The organism is Arthrobacter sp. B0316-5-4 (genome assembly GCF_059090325.1).
Window position 1 is genome coordinate 505,373 of the sequence record NZ_JBNHFN010000002.1, and the last position, 22,019, is coordinate 527,391.

Annotated in this window: 21 protein-coding genes and 1 pseudogene; 11 read left to right on the forward strand and 11 right to left on the reverse strand. The window is 63.1% G+C overall.

Annotation, left to right across the window (positions count from 1 at the left end):
- Positions 1–36: 36 nt before the first annotated feature.
- The gene (locus AC5RU9_RS06665; protein WP_494015820.1) at positions 37–1,428 is read left to right on the forward strand and encodes a class I adenylate-forming enzyme family protein; all 1,392 of its coding nucleotides are present in this window, start codon (positions 37–39) and stop codon (positions 1,426–1,428) included.
- Entirely contained in the window at positions 1,421–2,623 is a 1,203-nt protein-coding gene (locus tag AC5RU9_RS06670; RefSeq protein WP_494015821.1) for a thiolase family protein, read from the forward strand. The genes AC5RU9_RS06665 and AC5RU9_RS06670 overlap by 8 nt, the downstream gene beginning before the upstream one ends.
- Here the strand turns inward: AC5RU9_RS06670 and AC5RU9_RS06675 are convergent.
- The 3 genes from AC5RU9_RS06675 to AC5RU9_RS06685 are packed head-to-tail and all read right to left on the reverse strand — an operon-like array spanning position 2,620 to position 4,631.
- Complete coding sequence (locus tag AC5RU9_RS06675; RefSeq protein WP_494015822.1) at positions 2,620–3,246, reverse strand: energy-coupling factor transporter transmembrane component T family protein; 627 nt, start codon at positions 3,244–3,246, stop codon at positions 2,620–2,622. The genes AC5RU9_RS06670 and AC5RU9_RS06675 overlap by 4 nt on opposite strands.
- Positions 3,243–3,992: an energy-coupling factor ABC transporter ATP-binding protein gene (locus AC5RU9_RS06680; protein ID WP_494015823.1), complete on the reverse strand. Its 750-nt coding sequence runs from the start codon at positions 3,990–3,992 to the stop codon at positions 3,243–3,245. Before AC5RU9_RS06680 ends, AC5RU9_RS06675 begins: the two co-directional genes overlap by 4 nt.
- An 18-nt stretch (positions 3,993–4,010) precedes the next feature.
- The gene (locus AC5RU9_RS06685; protein WP_494015824.1) at positions 4,011–4,631 is read right to left on the reverse strand and encodes a biotin transporter BioY; all 621 of its coding nucleotides are present in this window, start codon (positions 4,629–4,631) and stop codon (positions 4,011–4,013) included.
- A gap of 293 nt (positions 4,632–4,924) precedes the next feature.
- Here AC5RU9_RS06685 and AC5RU9_RS06690 point away from each other — a divergent pair, with 293 nt between their 5' ends.
- Positions 4,925–6,523: an ABC-F family ATP-binding cassette domain-containing protein gene (locus tag AC5RU9_RS06690; protein ID WP_211712652.1), complete on the forward strand. Its 1,599-nt coding sequence runs from the start codon at positions 4,925–4,927 to the stop codon at positions 6,521–6,523.
- Between the two features lie 162 nt (positions 6,524–6,685).
- Here the strand turns inward: AC5RU9_RS06690 and AC5RU9_RS06695 are convergent, their stop codons facing one another.
- The 4 genes from AC5RU9_RS06695 to AC5RU9_RS06710 are packed head-to-tail and all read right to left on the reverse strand — an operon-like array spanning position 6,686 to position 8,794.
- The gene (locus AC5RU9_RS06695; RefSeq protein ID WP_494015825.1) at positions 6,686–7,171 is read right to left on the reverse strand and encodes a YbaK/EbsC family protein; all 486 of its coding nucleotides are present in this window, start codon (positions 7,169–7,171) and stop codon (positions 6,686–6,688) included.
- Positions 7,155–8,021, reverse strand: coding sequence for an SURF1 family cytochrome oxidase biogenesis protein (locus tag AC5RU9_RS06700; protein ID WP_211712654.1), 867 nt, complete (start codon positions 8,019–8,021; stop codon positions 7,155–7,157). Before AC5RU9_RS06700 ends, AC5RU9_RS06695 begins: the two co-directional genes overlap by 17 nt.
- Positions 8,022–8,297, reverse strand: a complete 276-nt coding sequence (locus AC5RU9_RS06705) for a hypothetical protein (RefSeq protein ID WP_494015826.1) — start codon at positions 8,295–8,297, stop codon at positions 8,022–8,024.
- Positions 8,294–8,794: a DUF3099 domain-containing protein gene (locus AC5RU9_RS06710; RefSeq protein ID WP_494015827.1), complete on the reverse strand. Its 501-nt coding sequence runs from the start codon at positions 8,792–8,794 to the stop codon at positions 8,294–8,296. The genes AC5RU9_RS06705 and AC5RU9_RS06710 overlap by 4 nt, the downstream gene beginning before the upstream one ends.
- A gap of 151 nt (positions 8,795–8,945) precedes the next feature.
- Between AC5RU9_RS06710 and AC5RU9_RS06715 the strand changes: the two genes are divergently transcribed.
- The 3 genes from AC5RU9_RS06715 (at position 8,946) to AC5RU9_RS06725 (ending at position 12,309) form a co-directional block, all read left to right on the forward strand.
- Positions 8,946–9,671, forward strand: coding sequence for a beta-ketoacyl-ACP reductase (locus AC5RU9_RS06715; RefSeq protein WP_211712657.1), 726 nt, complete (start codon positions 8,946–8,948; stop codon positions 9,669–9,671).
- A 108-nt stretch (positions 9,672–9,779) separates the two neighbouring features.
- Complete coding sequence (locus tag AC5RU9_RS06720; protein ID WP_211712658.1) at positions 9,780–10,532, forward strand: SDR family oxidoreductase; 753 nt, start codon at positions 9,780–9,782, stop codon at positions 10,530–10,532.
- A gap of 277 nt (positions 10,533–10,809) precedes the next feature.
- On the forward strand, positions 10,810–12,309 hold the full coding sequence (locus AC5RU9_RS06725; RefSeq protein WP_494015828.1) for a sugar ABC transporter ATP-binding protein: 1,500 nt from the start codon (positions 10,810–10,812) through the stop codon (positions 12,307–12,309).
- Positions 12,310–12,397: 88 nt separating this feature from the next.
- Here AC5RU9_RS06725 and AC5RU9_RS06730 read toward each other — a convergent pair whose 3' ends face one another.
- Both AC5RU9_RS06730 and serB read right to left on the reverse strand, forming a co-directional pair.
- Positions 12,398–13,048: a hypothetical protein gene (locus AC5RU9_RS06730; protein ID WP_494015829.1), complete on the reverse strand. Its 651-nt coding sequence runs from the start codon at positions 13,046–13,048 to the stop codon at positions 12,398–12,400.
- 212 nt (positions 13,049–13,260) lie between these two features.
- Complete coding sequence (serB, locus tag AC5RU9_RS06735) at positions 13,261–14,154, reverse strand: phosphoserine phosphatase SerB (RefSeq protein ID WP_494015830.1); 894 nt, start codon at positions 14,152–14,154, stop codon at positions 13,261–13,263.
- 111 nt (positions 14,155–14,265) lie between these two features.
- Between serB and AC5RU9_RS06740 the strand changes: the two genes are divergently transcribed.
- The 5 genes and pseudogenes from AC5RU9_RS06740 (at position 14,266) to lplAB (ending at position 18,257) form a co-directional block, all read left to right on the forward strand.
- Positions 14,266–15,051 (forward strand): ABC transporter ATP-binding protein, encoded by a 786-nt coding sequence (locus tag AC5RU9_RS06740; protein WP_494015831.1) that lies wholly within the window; start codon positions 14,266–14,268, stop codon positions 15,049–15,051.
- Between the two features lie 18 nt (positions 15,052–15,069).
- Positions 15,070–15,854, forward strand: a pseudogene (locus AC5RU9_RS06745) (sulfite exporter TauE/SafE family protein).
- A 7-nt stretch (positions 15,855–15,861) separates the two neighbouring features.
- Positions 15,862–16,671: a TrmH family RNA methyltransferase gene (locus AC5RU9_RS06750; RefSeq protein WP_494015832.1), complete on the forward strand. Its 810-nt coding sequence runs from the start codon at positions 15,862–15,864 to the stop codon at positions 16,669–16,671.
- Positions 16,672–16,812: 141 nt separating this feature from the next.
- The gene (locus tag AC5RU9_RS06755) at positions 16,813–17,070 is read left to right on the forward strand and encodes a type B 50S ribosomal protein L31 (protein WP_017200906.1); all 258 of its coding nucleotides are present in this window, start codon (positions 16,813–16,815) and stop codon (positions 17,068–17,070) included.
- A gap of 86 nt (positions 17,071–17,156) precedes the next feature.
- Entirely contained in the window at positions 17,157–18,257 is a 1,101-nt protein-coding gene (lplAB, locus tag AC5RU9_RS06760; protein WP_494015833.1) for a lipoate-protein ligase LplAB, read from the forward strand.
- 21 nt (positions 18,258–18,278) lie between these two features.
- Here lplAB and pepN read toward each other — a convergent pair whose 3' ends face one another.
- Entirely contained in the window at positions 18,279–20,885 is a 2,607-nt protein-coding gene (gene pepN, locus AC5RU9_RS06765) for an aminopeptidase N (RefSeq protein ID WP_494015834.1), read from the reverse strand.
- Between the two features lie 4 nt (positions 20,886–20,889).
- Complete coding sequence (locus AC5RU9_RS06770; protein ID WP_494015835.1) at positions 20,890–21,939, reverse strand: YeiH family protein; 1,050 nt, start codon at positions 21,937–21,939, stop codon at positions 20,890–20,892.
- Between the last annotated feature and the right edge of the window lie 80 nt (positions 21,940–22,019).

Consider the following 22,019-nt stretch of genomic DNA (forward strand, 5'->3'; position numbering starts at 1 on the left):
GTGCTTGGTGTTGGACACTGCCGTAAAATTGGCTGGATGCCTTTCCTGGACAAACTTCAGCTCTGGGCCGACGAGCGCCCACACGACACCGCAGTCGTTGTGGGAAATGCCGGGCTCACCTGGGCCGGACTCCGCGACGCCGCAGCAGCGCTGCTCGGCACTGCGGCGGCCACCACTGTTCTTGCCGAACCCAACTCGTTGGGTTTCGTGCAACGCTATGCGGCGGCCGTGTCAGGGGAACGGCGGTGCGCTGTCCTGGATCCGCAGTGGCCGGCGCACATGGTCGAGGAAGTCTCGGCACGCATCCTGGACTCGGGCTCCGCGGAGGGTACGGGGTTGGAAGACGGCGATCCTTCCAGCACTTTCCTTATCGGACTCACCTCGGGGACGACGTCGATCCCGAAGGCCTTCACCCGTTCGCGCAGCTCATGGCAGGCCTCCTTTGAAGCATCCATAGAGTTCTTTGGCCTCACGGCGTCGGACCGGACGTTGGCCCCGGGCCCGTTATCAGCCAGCCTTAACCTTTATGCCCTCTCGGAGTGCCTCTATGCAGGAGCGGCATTCCACACTCTTGAATCCTTCGATGTGGGTGAGGCGCATGCCGCCATCAGCCATGACGGCATTACGCGCCTGGTCCTTGCACCCACCATGCTGCGGTTGCTCAGCGAACGTGGCCTTGCGGGCGACGTCGACGCTTCGGGCCTTCGAAGCATCATTTGCGCGGGTTCAAAGTTGGACGCCCGTACGTTGGAGGCCGCACGGCGTTGGGCCCCCCACGCCGCTATTTACGAGTACTACGGTGCCTCGGAGTTGAGCTTCGTGTCCGGTACCCGGCTGCCCGCGGGCGAGCGGCTCGATGCAGGCGGCACCGGCATTGGCAAGCCGTTCCCGGGCGTGGAACTGCGTATCATGGACGACTCGGGCCGAGCGCTTCCCGACGGTCAGCACGGAAACATCAGCGTCCGCAGCGCCATGGTCAGCAACGGCTACCTGTGGGGGGATGACGGGCAGGCCTTGCGGTGCCTTGATGGCTGGTACACCGTGGGCGACCAAGGTTATGTTGAGGACGGGATACTCCAGATCCTGGGTCGTCGCTCGGACATGATCCTTACGGCCGGAAAGAACGTCTACCCCCACGAGGTAGAGCTTGCCCTCGCCTCGGTTCCGGGCATTGAAGTGGCCGTCGCTGCCGGGGCGCCTGACGATATCCGCGGACAAAAGGTGATTGCTGGCGTCGTACCTGCCTACGGCGCAGTCACCGCCACCCACCTGCGCACCGGACTGGACGGCCTGCTGGCGAGGGACAAGTGGCCGTTGCAGTTCTTCGTACTTTCGGAGTTGCCCATGACGGACCGGGGCAAAGTCAGCAGGAATGTCCTCCTGGATTGGATCAAGAACCACGACCCGCGGGCGCAGCCCCTTGGCTGACGCAGCTCCAGGAACCATTCGGACGGACGAGTCCCTGCAACCGGTGATCATCGCTGCGCTGCGAACTCCCATTTGCCGTTCCAATGGCCAGTTGAAGCACCTCCGCGCGCCGGACCTCCTCGCCCCGGTGATCCGTTCGCTGGTCGAATCAGTGGGGGCGGACCCTGCGGGGGTAGACGACGTCATCATCGGAAACGCGGTGGGTGGCGGCGGAAATGTGGCTCGCTTCGCAGCGCTCCAGGCTGGGCTGCCATTCTCAGTCCCTGGCCTCACGGTGGACCGGCAGTGCGGCTCGGGACTGGACGCCATTGCGATGGCGTCCCGGCTTGTGGTGGCCGGCGGAGACCCGCTGTATATCGCGGGCGGCGTCGAAAGCATCAGTACCGCTCCCGCCCGGGGCAACAGGAACGACGACGGCGGCCTGGACTTCTACTCGCGGGCCACCTTCGTGCCAATGGAGTACGGCGACCCGGATATGGGTGTGGCAGCCGAAAATGTGGCGCGGGAATGTGGCGTGTCACGGGAAAGGCAGGACGACTACGCACTCCGCAGCCACCAGAGGGCGGTGGAAGCCGCCCAGGACGGCAGGTTCGTGGGCGAGATGGTTGCACTGGGCGACGAGGGAACTGTGGTGGCCTTCGATGACGGTCCCCGCCCTTCGCTTCGCGCGCCGATGATGGCGCGTTTCCCTGCCGCCTTCGTACCCGGAGGAACTGTCACAGCAGGGAATTCGTGCTTCGACGCCGACGGTGCCTCCGCCGTCGTCGTTACCTCCCTGAAGCGTGCACGCGCCATGGGCGCGGAGGACGTCTTGCTGGTGTTGGGGTGCGACACCACCGGGGTGCATCCGGAACTGCTGGGTGTCGGTGCGGCGTACGCAGCCGAGAGGCTCCTGGCAGGACACGGGGTGGCGCCGGACGATATTGACCTCATCGAATTCAATGAAGCGTTCGCCGCGCAGACAATTGCTTGCCTGGACCACGTGGGGATCGGGCCCGAACGGGCCAACCTGGACGGCGGAGCTTTGGCGCTGGGCCACGCGTACGGTGCGTCGGGAGCCGTCCTGGTGACCCGCCTTCTGGCCCAAGCGCGCCGGCGGTTCCTGGAGTCGAAGGAGTCGTCTCTGGGGCTCGCAATGATCAGCATCGCCGGCGGCATGGGAACAGCGGCACTGATGCGGTACTCAACGCTCTAGGGGTCTTCCGGTTCACCCAGGCCGCGGGCAGCCAACGCATCACCCGTTTGCCGGGCATACGCCACGGTAGTGATGAAGACAGGGAGGACCAGGGCCCGGGGGTTCCGCTCCAGGCCGCGGGCCCGGGCAGAATCGCGCACGTCGGAGAAAGCGCCGGCGATGAACGGAATGCTCCGCAGCATCACGGCAATGGTCAGGGCGAAACGTTCTGGATCGGCTCCGAACCGCCGGAACGGCTTGGCCAGGGAGACCACGCCATCCAAGAGGTCCTGCACCGGGGTAGTGGCCGTCAACACCGATGCTGCCACCACGCACACCAGGATGTTGAGGACGATGCGGGCCGCCGTGGGCCCTCCCAGTTGCCACCACTGGAACAGTCCGATCACCAGCACAATCGGCGCCACCATCCGGATGGCTCCGGCAAGTCGTCCGAGGCCTGCTCCGCTGAGCAGGAACAGGCCGCACATGACGCCGAAGATCAGCAGGGAAACGGCCCAGTCCACAATCAGGAACGATGCCGCCCCGCAGGCAGCCACCACCACGAACTTCAGCCACAGGGGTGCGCGATGGATGACAGAGTCACCGCGCACATAGTTGGCGATCAGGAAACCATGGCCCCTCACCTGGGCACGTCCCCTGTCCTGGTTCCGGACGGGAACCCTTCCAACGCCGCCGCGCACAGCATCCGGTAGTGTGCGACGCCTTCCGCCGCTCCGCCGTCGAACGCTATCCGGCCCGATTCGACAACCAGGACACGGTCCATATCCAGGGCCAGGTCCAAATCGTGGGTGGACATGATGACCTGCTGGTCCAGGCCGGCGATGGTTCGGCGGAGAAGCTCCCGGTTGCGCAGGTCCAGCAGGGTCGATGGTTCGTCAAGGACCAGAACCTTGGGGTCAACGGCCAGGACGGCGGCCAACGCGAGCAGCTGCCGTTCCCCACCGGAAAGTTCGTAGATGCTCTGGTCGGCCAGGCCCAGAAGGCCGAAACGGGCAAGGACTGTTTCGGCCCGGGCGGCGCGCTCTTTGGAGTTCTTGACCGAACGGCGGAGTGAAAGTTCAACGTCTTCACGGCCAGTCGGCATGACCAGCTGGGACAGGGGATCGGTGAACACGAAGCCCACGTTGCCCCGAACCCGGCGAACATTCGCCACAGTGTCATCGCCGTGGACCATTACCGTGCCTTCGCTGGGTGTAACCAGGCCATTCAGGAGGCGCAGCAGGGTGGATTTTCCGGAACCGTTGGCGCCAATGACGCCAATGCGGCGCTCCGGCAACTCCAGCGAGACGTCGTGCAGGAGGGTCTTGGCAGTGTCGCTGCCGTCGACCGCCACCCGTACCGCGACGCCGTCGAAATGGATGGAATTCATGAACTGATTGTTCACTGCCTACTTGACCCGACGGACCAGGACGTCAGGGAAAGCCTTGTGGATGGCCAAAGCAATGACCACGGCCAGCACGTTCTTAAGGATGTCACCGGGGTAGAAGGCGAGGTCGGCGAGGAAAGCCTTGCCGAAGTCCAGCTTGCCGTTGAGCATCATGCCCAGGACACCAAGACCGTGAATGATGACGATGCTGCTGACCATGGCGGCAGCGAAGAGCCACAGGCCACGGTGTTTCACCGTACGACGGATAACGACGCCGGCCAGGTAGCCCGTGGCGGCTGCTGCCAAGGGGAAGGCCACAATGTAGCCCGCGGAGGGCGTCGCCAGGATGCCCAACCCGCTGCGGCCACCGCTGAAGATGGGCAAACCTGCCAAGCCGAGCAGGACATAGAGCCCGACGGCGGCAAAACCGCGTCCAGCGCCCAACACCAGTCCGCTGAGCATCACCGTGAGGGTCGCCAAGGTAATCGGAACCCCCAAGGCTCCCACCGGGATACCGGGGACGATCGAGGAGGCTGCGACGAGCGCCGCGAAGACGGCGATAAGACCGATGTCGGTAGCGGTCCACCGCCGACGGGCCGGTGTAGTGGTGCGCTGGGCTGTGGCAGAGTCGGTCTGGCTCATGAAGGATCCAATCAAGTGTGATGTGGTGCGGTGTGTGCGGAACTTCCCCCTGTCTTCGAGGGTACGGACGCCACGGGACCCTCATTTTGGAGCCTTCCCACAACGCACGCCGCGGATTCTTTGCAGGGTGCCCCAAAATTCCGCTGGGCGGGCAAATGCCAGTCCCCGGCCGGGGTGCCGGTAGACTTGAACAGGCTGTTCTCACAGCCCACCCCGCCGCAACTGTCAGGCTCCGCACCTGACCGGGCCCACCGGTCCCCGCAGGCGTTCCCCATTGAAAGGCATCACCCGAATTGATTACCGTCCAGGACCTCGAACTCCGCGCCGGCGCACGCCTGCTCATGGACCAGGTTAACTTCCGGGTGGACAAAGGGGACAAGATTGGCCTCGTTGGGCGCAACGGTGCCGGCAAAACGACTCTGACCCGCGTCCTCGCAGGCGAAGGACTCCCCGCTGGCGGCAAGGTAACCCGCAGCGGCGAGATCGGCTACCTGCCGCAGGATCCGCGGACACCCGACATGGAGCAACTCGCCCGCGACCGCATCCTCTCCGCCCGTGGGTTGGACGTCGTGGTTGGCAAGCTTAAGAAAGCACACGAGGACATGGCCAGCGAGGACGCCGCCGTCCAGCGTAAAGCCATGGGCCGCTACGACCGCCTCGAAGCAGAGTTCCTGGCAGGCGGCGGTTACGCCGCCGAAGCCGAAGCCGCTGCGATCTCCTCTAACCTGGCGCTGCCGGACCGGCTCCTGAACCAGCCGTTGAAGACCCTCTCCGGTGGCCAGCGCCGCCGCGTGGAGCTGGCACGGATCCTGTACTCGGACGCGGAAACCCTGCTCCTGGACGAACCCACCAACCACTTGGACGCCGACTCCATCACTTGGCTTCGGGACTTCCTGAAGAACCACCAGGGCGGTCTGATCGTCATCAGCCACGACACCGACCTGCTCGAAGCCACTGTCAACAAGGTCTACCTCCTTGACGCCAACCGCGCCCAGATCGACTACTACAACATGGACTGGAAGCGCTACCTGCTCCAACGCGAAACGGACGAACGCGCCCGGAAGCGCGAGCGTGCCAACGCAGAAAAGAAGGCGCAGGTCCTCATCGACCAGGCGAACAAGATGCGGGCAAAGGCCACCAAGGCAGTGGCAGCCCAGAACATGGCCAAGCGTGCCGAGCGGCTCCTGAGCGGCCTGGAAGCTGTCCGCGAAAACGACCGCGTAGCAGCACTGCGCTTCCCGGACCCCTCACCCTGCGGCAAAACCCCCCTCACGGCCGAAGGGCTCAGCAAGTCCTACGGCTCGCTGGAAATCTTCACCGACGTGGACCTGGCCATCGACCGTGGCTCCAAGGTGGTCATCCTGGGCCTCAACGGCGCAGGCAAAACCACCCTGCTGCGCATGCTCGCCGGCGTCGACAAGCCCGACACCGGCGACATCATCCCCGGCCACGGACTCAAGGTGGGCTACTACGCCCAGGAACACGAAACCCTGGACGTCGACCGCACCGTCCTGGAAAACATGCGTTCCTCGGCACCGGACATGAAGGACGCCGAAGTCCGCGGCATCCTCGGTTCGTTCCTGTTTTCGGGTGACGACGTCGACAAGCCCGCAGGCGTCCTCTCCGGTGGAGAAAAGACCCGCCTGGCCCTCGCCACCATTGTGGCCTCCAGCGCCAACGTACTGCTGCTTGACGAACCCACCAACAACCTGGACCCGGCCAGCCGCGCCGAAATCCTGGGCGCGCTTAAGAACTACAGCGGCGCCGTTGTCATGGTCAGCCACGACGAAGGTGCAGTCTCGGCACTGAACCCGGAACGCGTGGTGCTGCTTCCGGACGGCGTTGAGGACCACTGGAACGAGGACTACCTGGACCTCATTACGCTGGCGTAGTTTCGCGGTACATGCGTCCGCGGCGCGGTTGCGTCCGCTGCGCGGTTGCGTCCGCTGCGCGGCGCGCTCAATGTGCCGCGTGCTCGCTCGTGCCTCGCTTAGACGCACGCTACGCACATTGAACGCGTCGCTTCGCTTGCGGGTTACTCGCCGTCTGCTCGCCTAGCGGACCTGGAGTTCCTGAGCGTTCGTGATGCGTGCCAGATCTGCGTAGGTGATGGAGAACATGGAGTTGTGGTCTCCGGCTCCGGCCCAGAGGAGCTCGTGTTCTTTCAGTGAGCTGTCCAGGAGCGTACGGATTTTTTGGGGGTGGCCTATGGGGGCTACTCCGCCTACTTCCTGGCCTGTGTGTTCCAGGACGAATTCGGGCGTCGCCCGGCGGATCTTTGCCGTTCCCAATGTGGTCGCTACGAGGGCCGTGTCCACCTTTGCGGCGCCGCTGGCGAGGATCAGCAGGGGAGCGCCGTCGAGTTCAAAAATAAGGCTGTTTGTGATGGCGGCGACGTCGCAGCCCAGCACCGAAGCAGCGGCGGCCGCCGTAGGAACTTTCACCTCAAAGATGCGAACAGTGTCCTTGGCGCCCGCCACGGTCAATGCCGACTTCACGTTCAGGACGGCGTCCGGAATGGTGTCAGTAGCCTTGGGCATCAAGGATGGCGTCTTCCTCTTCTTCGGACGTGGGACGCTTGTTCTTGCGCGCCGCGGGGGTGCGGGGCTTGGGTGTCCCACCGGCAGCAATGATCCCTTCGTCCTCTTCTTCTTCAGCGTCGATGGCCGCGTTGCGGGCCTGCTGACGTGCGGCGTAGCCGAAACCGATGAACATCAGCACACCGAAAGCGAACCACTGCAGGGAGTACGAGAGGTGCGTGCCCTCTTCCGTGGCCGGCTTCGGGAACGGGGTGGGCATCGGTTGCACCGCGGGATCCTCGCTGGCCAACTGCCCGTACGCTCCGGTGGCGATGGGGTAGGGCAATTCTTTGGCGAAGCTGGCAAGGTCGATTGAAGCGAGTTGCCCATCCACTGCGCCGCGGTCAAGCTTCGGCTCGGCAGGTTTCAGTCGGGCCACTACGGTCACTTCGCCCGTCGGAGGGGCTGGCACTACATCGGGACGGCCTGGTGTATTGTTGCCGATCGGCAACCAGCCGCGGTCAATGACCACCGACTCGCCGGTGGTGAGCCGGAAGGGAACCACGACGTCGTAGCCCGGCTGGCCGTTCAGCGGACGGTTACGGACAACACGCTGGCCGTCCAGATCGTAACTGCCCCGCATCTGGACCTGCGTCCATTCCCGTTCTGGGTCCAGGGCGTGGAACTGGTCGCTGATTTCCGTAAAAGGGATGGGGGTCGCTGAATAGTTGCTGACCACGCGATTGATCTCTGCAAGAGTCTCGGCCCGGCGATCCATCTGCCAGCGGCCCAGGAAAACGCACGCGGTGGCGAAGATCACGGCCAGGACAAAGTACCCCAGCCATTTGCTGGAGAAAAGGAAACGGTACATTCAGCCGGCCTCGTTCGCAGGGTCCTCGTCGGCCACGAACGGCACGCTTTCCTTCCAGAGGCCCCGGGTTTGGAGGTAGTCCTCCAGCCACTCCCGGTGGTCGCCGCAGGAGAGCCACACTTTCCGCCGCTCAGGTGTATGGATGCGTGGGTTGTTCCATAGAAGCTGCCACTCAGCGCCGGCTCGGCAACCCTTCCGTGAGCATGTCGCCGGCCCCGCGGCCTGCCGGGATTCCTGGCCTGAAAGGGCGGGGTTGCCGAGGCTAAAGATATTCATGAAGTCGCCTGTTCATCGCCGGATTTCCCGGCCTCGCTTGCTTCGCCACGGGTGTGTTCCGCAGGGCTGGCCGATGGTTCGTCATCCACCAGTTCGCCTTGGAGCACGGTTGGCGTGTCCGCGGATTCATCCTCCGCGGGTTGGGACGGTTTTTCGATTTCCGTTACTGCCACGTAGTCCAGCAGGGATTCGCTGTGGTCCTCGGCCTTGTCACTGCCGTTGGCGATGACCACCGCAATCCAGGGAAGGAAGACAGCACCCGCGATTGCGATGATCTTAAACCAACCGTCCACGACGAAGATCAGGATGATGCAGACCATGCGGATGCCCATGGCGATCGCATACTTGATCATGCGCTGACGCATGTCCTCGGAGTGGGCAGCTGCCGCATCGGTGATGCTGTGGACTTCGGGGTCGCCGGAAACAGCGTCCGGGTCTCCGGGCACTTGCTGCAGGGGACTGCTTCCTGTGGTCACAGTTGAATCATCACGCTCCAAAGGCCTCTTCCAATTCTCTCACCAAGCCGGTAGCGGCCCAAACCGCGGACGGCCCTTGTTGCCCGCCGGTTGCTGCGTACGGCGGATAAGATCAACAAAGGAAAATCCCTGTCGCAGCGGCACCGAATGCCGCGGAACCTGGAGCACATGTATGTCTGAAGCAGTATCTGCCCCCCGCAGCGTCCTCATCACCGGCGGCAACCGCGGCATCGGCCTGGCCATCGCGGAATCGTTCCTCGCCAACGGTGACAAGGTCGCCGTCACCTACCGCAGTGAAACAGAACTGCCTGAGGGAATCCTGGGCGTCAAAGCCGACGTAACCGATGAGGCGTCGATCGATGCTGCATTCAAGGTGGTCGAGGAAGCCCACGGTCCCGTCGAGGTCCTGGTGGCGAATGCCGGGATCACCAAGGACACCCTTCTGCTCCGCATGAGCGAAGAGGACTTCACATCGGTCCTGGACACCAACCTCACCGGCGCATTCCGCGTCATCAAGCGGGCGTCCAAGGGTATGATCCGGCTGCGGAAAGGCCGCGTGGTCCTTATTTCGTCGGTGTCCGGGCTCTACGGTGCACCTGGCCAGATCAACTACTCCGCCTCCAAAGCCGGCATGGTGGGCATCGCGCGGTCGCTGACCCGTGAACTCGGCAGCCGAGGGATCACGGCGAACGTAGTGGCTCCGGGCTTCATCAACACGGACATGACTGCGGAACTGCCCGAAGAAACCCAGAAGTCGTACCTGGCCAACGTTCCGGCCGGTCGCTTCGCGGAGGCATCCGAAGTAGCCGACGTCGTTCGCTGGGTAGCCAGCGACGAAGCCGCCTACATCTCCGGCGCGGTCATCCCGGTCGATGGCGGACTGGGAATGGGCCACTAGCCTTCAGGACTGTTTTTGTCCGGGGACGACAAAGGATTTGGTCCTTGCCACTGGCAAGATGGAATCCGAGCCCACGGAATTTGGATGAAGTGAACAAAAGGAGCACGAATGGGAACGCTGGATAACAAGACCGCGATCGTCACGGGGTCATCCCGTGGAATCGGCGCGGAAGTTGCCAAGATCCTCGCAGGCGAGGGTGCCGCCGTCGTCGTCAACTACCGCCAAAAGGCACCTCGCGCCAACAAGGTTGTAGCTGACATCCAGGCAGCGGGCGGCCGCGCGGCCGCCGTAGGAGCAGACCTCACCACCGACGAAGGCGTACACGCACTGGCCAGCACGGCGATGGAGGAGTTCGGCTCCCTGGACGTCCTGGTGCTCAACGCTTCGGGCGGCATGGAGTCCGGCATGGAGGAAGGGTACGCGCTCAAACTGAACCGCGACGCCCAGGTCAACATGCTCAACGCCGCCGTGCCGCTGATGCCGGAGGGCTCGCGCGTCGTCTTCGTGACCAGCCACCAGGCCCACTTTGTGGAAACCGTGCCCACCATGCCCGAATACGAACCCGTCGCCAAGAGCAAGCGCGCCGGCGAGGACGCCCTGCGTGCTCTCCTGCCGAACCTGGCAGACAAGGGCATCTCCTTGGTGGTCGTTTCAGGTGACATGATCGAAGGAACAGTGACGGCCACCCTGCTGGACCGCTCCAACCCGGGCGCCATCGAAGCTCGCCGCGCCGAAGCCGGAAAGCTGTACTCCGTGCAGGAGTTCGCGGCCGAGGTCGCCAAAATGGTGACCGCCGACGTCGAATCGGGACACACTGAGTACGTCGGAGGCTCGGACTACTTCAGCAAGTCAGCCGAGTAGTAGTTCACCGCTTCACACGGAACGGCCCGGGACATCGTCCCGGGCCGTTCCGCTTTAACTCCGCAGCTGCTGGCGGGATGAAACTATGCCTGATGACAATTGCATAAATATTGATAGGAAATGCGTCACGAAATAGGAGTAAGTGTTTCTTGTTTCTACTTTTGCATTTGCCCCTGCCGTCTGATTGACTCTGCAAGGTGCCACCTTTCTGGCCCATCATCAATGCGCACGCCCAAAACCGCTTGACTCACAGGTTGCGGCTCATACAGGAGTTTCTTTGGACTTATTACTGCATGCAGATGACATCCATGCGTCCTATGAACAACGGCAAATCCTCAACGGCGTCAGCCTTTCGCTGAATCGCGGCGAAATTCTCGGCATGATTGGGACCAACGGTGCCGGAAAAACGACGCTCATGGGCGTCCTGGCAGGATCCCATCAGCACCATGCCGGCCACATCATGTTGGCGGGGGATGAGTATCGGCCTGAATCGACAGAGGAAGCGCAAGCCTGCGGCGTCGGGCTCATCCCGCAGAACTTCCGGCTGGATCCGGACCTGACCATCGCGAAGGCAATCTTTCGCGGTACTTTCCAGGCCGGCAGGTCCCATGAGGAGCTCCGCGGCCGGGCAGCTGAACTGATCCGTGACATAGGCGTCACCATGGATCCGGACGCCAAGGTGGGCACGCTGATCCGGGCCGAGCAGGCGCTCGTGGAAGTTCTCAGGATGGTTGCCGAAGAAGCCCAACTGGTCATCATGGATGAGGTTGCCGCTTCACTTCCGGATCACGATGTTGCAGTCCTGCATCAGGTTCTGCGCATGCTGACCAGGCAGGGCCGTGCGATTATCTACATCACACATCGCCTGGATGAGGTCCGCTCCATTGCCCACCGCATCGCCATATTGAGGGACGGCAGGGTCCACAAAGTGCTGGAAGCCAGCCAGACCGACGTCGACGAACTGGCGTTCCTGCTGCTTCAACACCGGCTCGAAGGCAACGCCAGGCCCGCCGACCGGAGCAACGCTGAAGAGGCCTTGCGTGTGGTGGACCTCAGCGTAGGTGACGCTGTTCGGGGAGTGTCCTTCGACGTCTCCAAAGGAGAGTTCCTTGGCCTGGTGGGAACACATCGCTCGGGCGTCTACCAGCTGATCGAGGCCCTGGTTGGCGTTCATCCGAGCACGTCCGGCGAGATCCGCGTGCGGGGTGAGCGCGTTGAGATCCGCGGAACCCAGGACGCGTCGAGACTGAAAATCGGCTATTTGTCAGATACGGCCGAATCGTGGGCGCCCGATGCGAGCATCACGGAGGGGCTTCAGCACGGGAGCGCCGCAACCGGAGGCCTGGAGGACGAGATCGCCGCGTTGCGGGGCGTGGTTGAGGTGGTTCGGCGCATGCGCATCAAAACCACCAACATCCATGGGTCCTTGGACACACTTTCCGGAGGTGACCGGCAAAAGGTGCAGCTGGCCAAATGGATGACTGCCGGCTGTGATGTGCTGATTCTCAGCCATCCCAGTCGCGGCATCGACATCGGTGCCAAGGAAGTCGTTTACAGGATGCTCAGCGAACTTAGCGAGCTGGGCGTTGCGATCATCCTGTTGTCGTCAGACTTGTCGGAGTTGGTTAGCTGGTGCCACCGGATTGGGGTGATGCGCGATGGGGAGCTTGTCACCATCGAGGCCAATGCCAACACGAACGAGGACGTCCTGGTCCATCACATGTTGGGCGTGAAGTTTGAGTCAGGCACCGGAGATGCGCGGCGGGTGAGGACCTGACCCCGGCTGCTTCTCGACGGGCGGTTACTGACGAAGAAAAGGACGGTCGCGGTGTACGCGGCCGTCCTTTTCCGTGAAAACACAGGACCTAGATGCTGACGCCCTTGGAGATGCTGCTGAGCTTGTGGCGTGCCAGGGCCAGGTTCGCGTAGGTGCGATCGAGCACCAAATACACGAAAAGGCCTTTGGATCCTGCGGAGTTCAGGACGTTGATCAGATGGTACTGGGTACCCAGGGTGATGAGGATGTCTTCGATGTTGCTGTCGAGCTTCAGGTCCGCCATGGTGCGCAGCTTGGAGCTGACCACGTTGGAGTTACCAGCTGCGGCCACTCCGAGGTCGAAGCCGGGATTTCCGCCCTGCGCCAGGGCCATCCCGCTGGAGTAGTCAACGATGGCCGCACCAGTAGCGCCCTCTATGGACAGCAGTTGCTTCATGGCGTCATCAAGTGAGCTCATAATGGATTCTTCCTGTTCTGTTTCGTCATGGCCGGAATCCGTGAAGTAGATGGTTCGGGTCTCCTGGTACAGGGGCGTTCCGCTGGAAGATACAGGATCGAACACCTCAGTAACCGGTAGATCGCCGACGTGCGGTTCGACCCCGAGGATTTCATCAAGGGGTGTGGGAGTTTCTTCGGCGGCAAAATACATCAGTTCCGCCGCTTCCAGACCGTCATTACGTTTCCACCATTTCCACGTGCGTCCCGAACGGTCCACCGCCTGCCCCTGCACTTCCTTCATCCCGGACCGCTAATGCATAACGGATTTCCTTTTGAAGTTCCTATACTCACACATGAAAATGGGCAGGCATATTTGTCTGGCTATTTACTGCGATTGAATGACAATCCGATAAATAACCGGGAATTGCCCGTCACGAAATGCAATGCAGAACCACTTATGCAGTTTCAAAGGCATGGCAAATGAGGACAGGAGTCCGGGAGGACTTCGACGTGTTAGACGTTGGCGATGTGCCGGACGGCGTCCAGATACGGCATGTTGACGGCGGCGTCCGCAACAGCACGAACAGCGGGCTTGGCATTGAAGGCAATGCCAATCCCGGCCGCTCCCAGCATGTCCAGATCATTGGCACCATCACCCACCGCAATAGTGTGCTCCAGGCTGATGCCCTCCGCAGCCGCCCATTCGCGCAGGTACTTCTCCTTGGCAGCACGATCAATGACGGCGCCGAGCACCTTGCCGGTCAACGCGCCGTCGACAATTTCCAGCTCATTGGCGATCCAATAATCCAGGCCCAACCCTTCCGCAATCGGTCCAAGGATCTGGTTGAACCCGCCAGACACCACGGCCACAGCGTGGCCCGCAGCCTTGAACGCAGCAACCAGTTCCGCGGCCCCGAGGCTGAGGCGAACCTCTTCCCGGACGGAATCGACGATGGCGGCCGGCAGCCCGGCAAGCACGGCAACGCGGGCGTGGAGGCTCTGGGCGAAGTCAAGTTCGCCCCGCATGGCCGCCTCGGTGACGGCAGCCACTTCCTCCCGCTTGCCTGCATGCGCGGCGAGGAGCTCGATGACTTCCTGCTGGATCAAGGTGGAGTCGACATCCATGATGAGGAGCTTCCGGGCTGCTTGCCGGAGCCCCTCGGGAACAATGGCCGTATCCACTCCGGGGCGCGCTGCCTCCGCTACCTTGCGTCGCACGCCGGCGAGGTCCGCGGCCGTGTCGATGGCGGGGGTGAGTGCCGCAGTATGAACGGCGAAGCGCTCATCTGCCGAGTGTGATTCCGACAACACCGCGACGCCGGCGCCGGCCAGGGCATGCCGGACATTGTCGAGGGATTCGGGGGTCAAGTTCACGCCATAGCTGACCGCAGCCAAGTTCGAAGTCATGGCCTCAATCCTACTGAGGGCACCGCACGCGCCCGAATTCGTTTCATGTCACTGAGCACGCGCCGCAACCGGTTATCAGTCATGTGGATTTTTGTCCTAGTGTCTACTGCTATGAGTGATGTTCTGGAATTGGCTTCCGTCAGCGTTGTCCGAGGCAAGAAGACCCTGCTGGACAAGGTTGACTGGGAGGTCAACGAAGGCGAACGCTGGGTCATCCTGGGCCCCAACGGTGCCGGCAAGACGACCCTTCTCCAGATCGCTGCAGCGCGACTGCATCCCAGCAGCGGCCAGGCCGGGATCCTCGACGAAGTCCTTGGCCGCGTCGACGTCTTCGAATTGCGCCCCCGGATCGGTTTGTCTTCGGCAGCACTCGCAACCCAGATTCCGGAACACGAGAACGTGCTGAACGTGGTGGTTACGGCCGCCTACGGCGTCACCGGGCGGTGGCGCGAAGGCTACGAACGCGACGACGAACGTCGCGCCTTCCGTCTCCTTAACGACTGGGGAATGGGCCCCTTGCTCAACCGCACCTTTGCCACCCTGTCAGAGGGGGAGCGCAAGCGCGTCCAGATCGCCCGGGCCCTCATGACAGATCCTGAATTGCTTCTCCTGGACGAACCTGCGGCCGGCCTGGATGTGGGCGGCCGCGAAGAACTGGTCCACAAGCTGGGCGAGCTCGCCAGCGACGAGGATGCCCCTGCCATGGTCCTGGTTACCCATCACCTTGAAGAAGTACCGCCGGGCTTCTCCCACGCCATGCTCCTGCGCGAAGGCGGTGTGGTGGCCGCAGGTCCCATCAAGGAAGTGCTGACGGACGAACACCTCAGCAATACCTTCGGCCTGGCCCTGAACGTCACGGAAAACGCTGGCCGCTACACGGCCGTCGCCCGCCGCTAAGCGGGTTAGAAACCTACAGTGGAAATTCTTGGCAGCATCCTGGTCTTTTTCGCGGGCTGTGGGCCGGCACCATCAATGCGGTGGTCGGTTCCGGCACGCTGGTCACCTTCCCAGTGCTCATCGCGCTTGGGGTGACCCCGGTGGTCGCGTCCATGAGCAACGCCATGGGCCTGGTGGCCGGCACCGCGGCCGGAGCATGGGGGTACCGCCGCGAACTGGCTGGTCGGGGCCGCCAGCTGATGAAACTTCTTCCGGCCTCGTTGCTGGGCGGCATCACCGGAGCATGGCTGCTCCTGCACCTTCCGGAGAAGGTCTTCCACTACGTGGCCCCGGTGTTGCTGGTGGTTGCTTTGCTGATGGTTGTCTTCCAGCCCAAACTCCAGGCGTGGGTTCGCAACCGGGAACAAAATCCTGAACACGCCATCCGCGACCGAAGCCACGGCGTGCTCCTCGTCGCCCTGGTCTACCTGGCTGGCGTCTACGGCGGCTACTTCGTGGCCGCCCAGGGAATCCTGCTGGTGGGTATCCTTGGCGTCTTCCTCTCGGGAACCATGCAAAACGCGAACGCCATGAAGAACATTTTGGTACTGGGCGTCAACATGGTGGCCGCGATCTCCTACCTGATCTTCGCGTTCGACCGGATCAACTGGCTGGTGGTCCTCCTCATTGCCGTCAGTTCCACCATTGGCGGACTGGTGGGCTCAAGGGTGGGCCGTAAGCTCTCGCCCAAGGTCCTGCGCGCGGTCATTTTCACGTTGGGCATCGTGGCCCTTGGCTTCATGATCGCCAACCTGCTGAAATAATCTTCCGGTGACCTTCCACTACCTTGAGTCCGCCGATGATCCACGCGTCACGGACTACACCACCCTCACCGATGTACACCTCCGGAAACTCCGCGAACCGGAGGAAGGCATGTACATTGCCGAATCCTCGCGGGTCCTCCGCCGGGCCCTGGCCGCGGGACACCAGCCCCGCTCGTTCTTCCTCGCCGAGAAGTGGCTGGAAGACCTCGACGACGTCTTCCAGCAGTATCCGCAGGTTCCGGTCTTCATCGGGAAGGCCTCCCTTCTGGAGGAAATCACCGGCTTCCACCTGCACCGCGGAGCGATGGCAGCCATGCACCGGCCGGCGCCTGTTCCGTTGGAAGAGCTCCTCGCGAACGCGCAGCGCGTGGCCGTGCTGGAGGACATAGTGGACCACACCAATGTGGGCGCGATCTTCCGTTCCGCTGCGGCGCTGGGTGTGGACGCCGTCCTGGTTTCGCCCAGGTGCGGTGACCCGCTGTACAGGCGCAGCGTGCGCGTCAGCATGGGCACGGTCTTCCAGGTGCCGTGGGCGCGTCTGGAAAGCTGGCCCGACGACTTGTCCCGTCTGAAGGAACAGGGCTTCACGGTGGCCGCCATGGAGCTGACGGAGGATGCGGTGGACCTCGACGACCTGGCCGCACGGCAGATCCCAAAACTTGCCCTGGTCCTTGGTACCGAAGGTGCCGGCATGAGCGAGGACACGTTGGGCGCCGTCGACCTCGCCGTCAAGATCCCGATGCGGGCTGGCGTCGATTCACTCAACGTCGCCGCAGCCTCGGCGGTGGCGTTCTGGGAACTCCGTCCGCGGGACTGAAGCCGGTTCGTATGGCATGGCCGTTTCCGCTATGATTGGTTGTTGGCCCAGCCGCTGGAAGATTCACTGTCCAGTGACGGACCACCTCCATTCATACCTGGCAGCTGGCAAAATCCAGTTGCGTGAACAAAAGGTCCCATTATGAAGTCTGATATCCACCCGAAGTACGAAGCTGTTGTCTTCAACGACCTGGCCTCCGGTACGCAGTTCCTGACCAAGTCCACCGTGTCTTCCTCGAAGACCATCGAGTGGGAAGACGGAAACACCTACCCGGTTATCGACGTCGAAATCTCTTCGGAGTCCCACCCGTTCTACACGGGCAAGCAGCGCATCATGGACTCCGCTGGCCGCGTCGAGCGCTTCAACGCTCGCTTCAAGGGCTTCGGCGGCAAGAAGTAACCACTTCACCCCAAGTCTTTTCAAAGACCCGCATTGCTGGAATTCCGGCAATGCGGGCTTTTGCGTTTTCCGGCAAGATGGACAGCATGACTTCCCAGCCCACGCCTGAAACACAGAATCACGACGACGACACCCGCCTACACGGCGAATATAAGGTTCCCGGCGGAAAACTGGTGGTGGTGGACCTTGAAGTGGCGAACGGTAGCTTCGCGAACGTCTCCCTGAGCGGAGACTTCTTCCTGGAGCCCGATGAGGCCCTGCAGGACATCAACCGGGCGTTGACGGGGCTCCCGGATACGTCAACAGCCGCGGACATTGCTGCGGCAGTAACCGCCGGCCTGCCTGAAGGCGCCGTTTTGTTCGGCTTCTCCGCGGAAGCCGTGGCCGTAACCGTTCGACGGGCTTTGTCCAAGGCCACGGGCTGGTCCGACCACCAATGGGAGGTCATCCCGCCGACGGTCCTGCCAACCGAAGTAAACGTGGCCTTGGACGAAGTCCTCACTGAGGAAGTGGGCGCAGGGCTGCGGAACCCCACGCTGCGGTTCTGGGACTGGGAAGAACCCTCCGTGGTCATTGGCAGCTTCCAGTCCGTCCGGAACGAAGTGGACCCCGACGGAGTGGCCCGTCATGGCATCACCGTGGTGCGCAGGATCAGCGGCGGGGGAGCCATGTTCATGGAGGCCGGAAACTGCATTACGTATTCGCTGTACCTTCCGCAGACCCTGGTGGATGGAATCAGTTTCGCGGACTCCTATGCGTTCCTGGATTCCTGGGTCATGGCCGCGCTGGAGAAACTCGGCATCAACGCTTTCTACGTCCCGCTCAACGACATCGCAACGGACCAAGGCAAGATCGGCGGAGCGGCCCAGAAGCGGCTTGCCAACGGTGGCATGCTCCATCACGTCACCATGAGCTACGACATCGACGCCGACAAAATGGTGGACGTCCTGCGCATCGGCAAGGAGAAGCTATCCGACAAGGGAACCCGCAGCGCCAAGAAGCGCGTGGACCCTCTGCGTCGCCAGACCGGCCTGGCCCGATCCGCTATCCTCAAGGCCATGCAGGAAGTCTTCACCGAGCGCTATGGTGCAGTGGAATCCCGGCTCAGCGAAGCGGAACTGGCCGAGGCCGGGAAGCGGGTTGACGCGAAGTTCGGCACGGATGAATGGCTGAACCGGGTTCCCTGACAGTTGTTTTCCCGGCCCGCGCTAACCCCGGGCGGCTTGGGCTGTCAGCGCACGCAACAGGTGGCTGCGCTGTTCGACAATGATACGGCGCAACGCGCGCGGAGCGTCACCGTGCGCCGTTAGCCATTCGTCGGTACGAACCACCACCGGGTGCCCGGCTGGTTGCGTGCCTTCCCCAAGGTCCTGGGCGGCAGGGAACAGTCCGCGGACGATTCTCCCGGCAATCTCAATGCTCCGCTCCGCCCACACCTTTTCGAGGCAGTCGAAATACGGCTCCACATACGGTTCCAGCATGGCGGCCGGGGCCGTAGCGAAGCCTGCAATGGTCGCGCTCAGGATTTCATTGGACAGTCCGGTGCCGAGGACTGCCGAGTCCCACGCTGCGGCCTTCACCGAAGGGTCGGGGCGGGCCGCCGAGGCAAGAGCGTGGCCTTCCCTCCCTGAGGCTGTCTTGTCGGCTTCGAGCTCCCGGTCGAGCTCAGCTTGCGACGCCTGTCCGTGGGCTGCCAGGGCCTGCCACAGGCTCCAGCGCAGTTCCGCGTCGACGGCGAGGCCCTCAATGACGACGCTGCCGTCAAGGATGCTGCGCAGCAGGGAGAGCTCAGCGTCGCCATGCCGCGAGACATCCGCTAGTGTCCTGGCCCAGGCGAGTTGCTGGTCCGACCCCGCTGTGGCGGCCTTCAACTGTGCGGCAGCAACGGCCAGGAAGTCCTTGCGGACACCGTCCCGCGTCGCAGCGGGCACGAACCGTTCAATGGCGGTGGAGGCGTTGCCCAGGACGTTGAGCAGGACGCCGATACCGGTTTCGGTCGGGGCAAACTGTTCCACTGCAGCGACATAGCGTGCTGCGGGGGTGACGCCGTCGCGGGCCGAATCCCATAGAGCCGTCCAGCACAGCGCGCGGGCCATGGGGTCCTGGATCTTGTCCAGGGACGTCCTGACCGTGTGTTCGGATCCGGGATCGAGCCTGATCTTTGCATAGCTCAGGTCGTCGTCGTTGACCAGCAGGAGGGCTGGCCGTGGTTTACCGTTGAGTTCGGCCACCAGCGTGCTGGGACCGTCCACATCCATTTCGATGCTTTCGGTCCTGACGAGGGCACCGCTTGAGTCGGCGTCGTACAAGCCCAGCCGCATGCGGTGGGGTCGGAGTTCCTGGTGCCCTGTGATGGGGTCGATCGCGTCCTGTCGAAGCGTCACCGCGCCCAGTATCCCGTCGTCTTCGACAATCTCGGCCGAGATGGTGGAGATCCCGGAAGTTTGCAGCCATTGGCGCGCCCAACCGGCCAGGTCGCGTCCCGACGCCGCACCCAGGGCTTCCAGAAGGTCTTTCAGGGAAGTGTTGCCGTAGGCGTGGTCGCGGAAGTACTGCCGTGATCCGGCGATGAAGGCGTCAAAGCCAACGTAGGCGACCAGTTGTTTCAGGACCGAAGCGCCCTTGGCGTAGGTGATGCCATCGAAGTTCTGCTTGGCCGCTTCAAGGTCCGGGATGTCGGCGACGATCGGGTGGGTGGTGGGCAATTGGTCCTGCAGGTACGCCCATGCCTTGCGTTTGCTGGCGAAGTTCACCCACGCGGTGTCCCAGTCGGTGGCACGATCCACGCCCAGGGTACCCATGAAATCGGCGAACGACTCCTTGAGCCAGAGGTCGTCCCACCAGTTCATGGTGACGAGGTCGCCGAACCACATGTGGGCCATCTCGTGCATCAGGGTGTTGGCGCGTGCCTGGTATTGGGCGTCGGTGGCGCGTGATGCGTAAACGTACTTTTCCGTGAAGGTGACCAGCCCGGGATTTTCCATGGCCCCGAGGTTGTATTCGGGCACGAACGCCTGGTCGTACTTGCCCCAGGGGTAGGGATAGTCAAAGAGTCGGTTGAAGAACTCCAGGCCGTTCTTGGTTAGCCGGAACAGCTCGCCGGCGTCGAAAGCGTCCGCCAAGGAGGCGCGGCAGTAAAGTGCCAGCGGCACCTCAAGGCGGGTGCCGTCGTCGAGCGTTGCCCCCCAGTGGTCCGTCGCTTTGAAGTAGGGTCCGGCAAGCACGGTGGTGATGTAGGTGGACATCCGCTTGGTGGTTGCGAAGTCCCATTGGGCGGCTTTGGGATCATCCGCCAACGGCGTTCGTGCGGTCTCCACCCCGTTGGACGCGACCTCCCAGCCTGCCGGCGCGATGACGCGGAAGGTGAACTCGGCTTTGAGGTCGGGCTGTTCGAAGTTGGCGAAGACGCGGCGGCTGTCGGCTGGTTCGTACTGGGTGTAGAGGTAGCACTGCCCGTCAGCGGGGTCCACGAAGCGGTGCATGCCTTCCCCGGAGCGGCTGTAGAGCGCTGTTCCGGCCACCGTCACCTGGTTGTCGGCGGCGAGGTCTTCCAGGATAACCCGGTCCCGGTCCACCACCGCGTCGACGTCCAGGGCCCGGCCGTTCAGCACCACTGACTGCACGCCGCCACTGATGAAATCCAGGAACGTGGCAGAGCCGGGCTCGGCGGAGAACGTGATGGTGCTGGTGCTCGGGTAGCCGGCGACTGCGGGATCTGCCGCGTCGCGGACATCGAGGGTGACGTCGTAGCTGTGGGTGGTGATCAGGGCTGAACGGGTGGCGGCTTCATCGCGCGACAGATTGTGATTCGACACACGGCTATCTAATCATGATCCGGGCAGCAACCAGGCCCAGCGAGGCGATGATCAGCCACGAGCCAAGGGCCACCATCACGGCACGTCCACCTGTGTGTATCAGCGTCCGGACGCGCACCGCGGATCCGAGTCCGAACAGCGCCGATGCCAGCAGGATGTCCTGCACCAGTGCGGCCATCTCGAGGACTGCCGGGGGAGCCCAGCCCATGGATCGGACCGCGACCATGGCAAGGAATCCGACCACGAACAACGGAACGATGGGCGGGAATTTTCCGTCGCTCCCGCCGTCCTGGTGCCCGGCACCGTTGGCGCGCTTCCGCACGTGGTCGATGCGCTGGTGCAGTCCCGCCGCCGCCACTACCGGAGCCAGCAGGACCACCCGCGTCAATTTCACGACGACGGCGATCGCCAGGGCCGCCGTCCCGGCAGTTTGCGCCGTGGCCACCACCTGGCCCACATCGTGCACGGAAGCGCCGGTCCAGGCCCCGAACTGTTCCGGATTCAGGTTCAGGGGGTGCATGAGGAGGGGCAACACCCCAATGGCAAGGGTGCCGCACAGCGTTACGAGCGCCACCGGCAGCACCGTGTCCTGATGCCTGATGCGCCGCACAGCAGCCATCGCGCCGATAGCTGAGGCGCCGCAGATGGAAAAGCCCGTGGCGATCAGCAGGGCAGTCTCGCCGGGAAGGCGCAGCAAGCGAGCCAGCCCATAGGTACCCACAAAGCTGACCAGCACCACACCGGCTATCAGGACCAGGGACAACCAGCCCAGTGCCAGCACGTCCTGAATGCTGACCCTGAGGCCCAGCAACACGATTCCGGCCCGCATGAGGTGCTTTCCGGCGAAGTCCAGGCCCGGGCGGGCGCGCCCCGCAGTGAGGACAGAGGTGCCCGGTATATTTGCTGAGAGCAAGCCCAAGGCAACAGCGAGAGTCATGGCCGGAACAGCTGGCAAGACCGCGTGGATGGTGAAGGCAAGGCCCGTTGCGGCGAAGCACAGGACCAACCCCGGCCCCAACCGGGACAGCTGGGAAGCAGGACTCTTGAAGGGCATGCCTCAACCCTGCCGGATGGGGGCACGGAAAGGCGAACCGGGGGTTCCCGGAAACAGCGACACAATCAACGCGAAATGCG

Bases quoted from the DNA above. Each gene is read 5' to 3' on its own strand.
- serB (WP_494015830.1), bottom strand. From the start codon at position 14,154: ATGACTTCGAACTTGGCTGCGGTCAGCTATGGCGTGAACTTGACCCCC.
- AC5RU9_RS06715 (WP_211712657.1), top strand. From the start codon at position 8,946: ATGTCTGAAGCAGTATCTGCCCCCCGCAGCGTCCTCATCACCGGCGGC.
- AC5RU9_RS06755 (WP_017200906.1), top strand. From the start codon at position 16,813: ATGAAGTCTGATATCCACCCGAAGTACGAAGCTGTTGTCTTCAACGAC.
- lplAB (WP_494015833.1), top strand. From the start codon at position 17,157: ATGACTTCCCAGCCCACGCCTGAAACACAGAATCACGACGACGACACC.
- AC5RU9_RS06665 (WP_494015820.1), top strand. From the start codon at position 37: ATGCCTTTCCTGGACAAACTTCAGCTCTGGGCCGACGAGCGCCCACAC.
- AC5RU9_RS06730 (WP_494015829.1), bottom strand. From the start codon at position 13,048: ATGAAGGAAGTGCAGGGGCAGGCGGTGGACCGTTCGGGACGCACGTGG.
- AC5RU9_RS06700 (WP_211712654.1), bottom strand. From the start codon at position 8,021: ATGTACCGTTTCCTTTTCTCCAGCAAATGGCTGGGGTACTTTGTCCTG.
- AC5RU9_RS06680 (WP_494015823.1), bottom strand. From the start codon at position 3,992: ATGAATTCCATCCATTTCGACGGCGTCGCGGTACGGGTGGCGGTCGAC.
- AC5RU9_RS06705 (WP_494015826.1), bottom strand. From the start codon at position 8,297: ATGAATATCTTTAGCCTCGGCAACCCCGCCCTTTCAGGCCAGGAATCC.
- AC5RU9_RS06740 (WP_494015831.1), top strand. From the start codon at position 14,266: ATGAGTGATGTTCTGGAATTGGCTTCCGTCAGCGTTGTCCGAGGCAAG.
- AC5RU9_RS06695 (WP_494015825.1), bottom strand. From the start codon at position 7,171: ATGCCCAAGGCTACTGACACCATTCCGGACGCCGTCCTGAACGTGAAG.
- AC5RU9_RS06770 (WP_494015835.1), bottom strand. From the start codon at position 21,939: ATGCCCTTCAAGAGTCCTGCTTCCCAGCTGTCCCGGTTGGGGCCGGGG.
- AC5RU9_RS06685 (WP_494015824.1), bottom strand. From the start codon at position 4,631: ATGAGCCAGACCGACTCTGCCACAGCCCAGCGCACCACTACACCGGCC.
- AC5RU9_RS06720 (WP_211712658.1), top strand. From the start codon at position 9,780: ATGGGAACGCTGGATAACAAGACCGCGATCGTCACGGGGTCATCCCGT.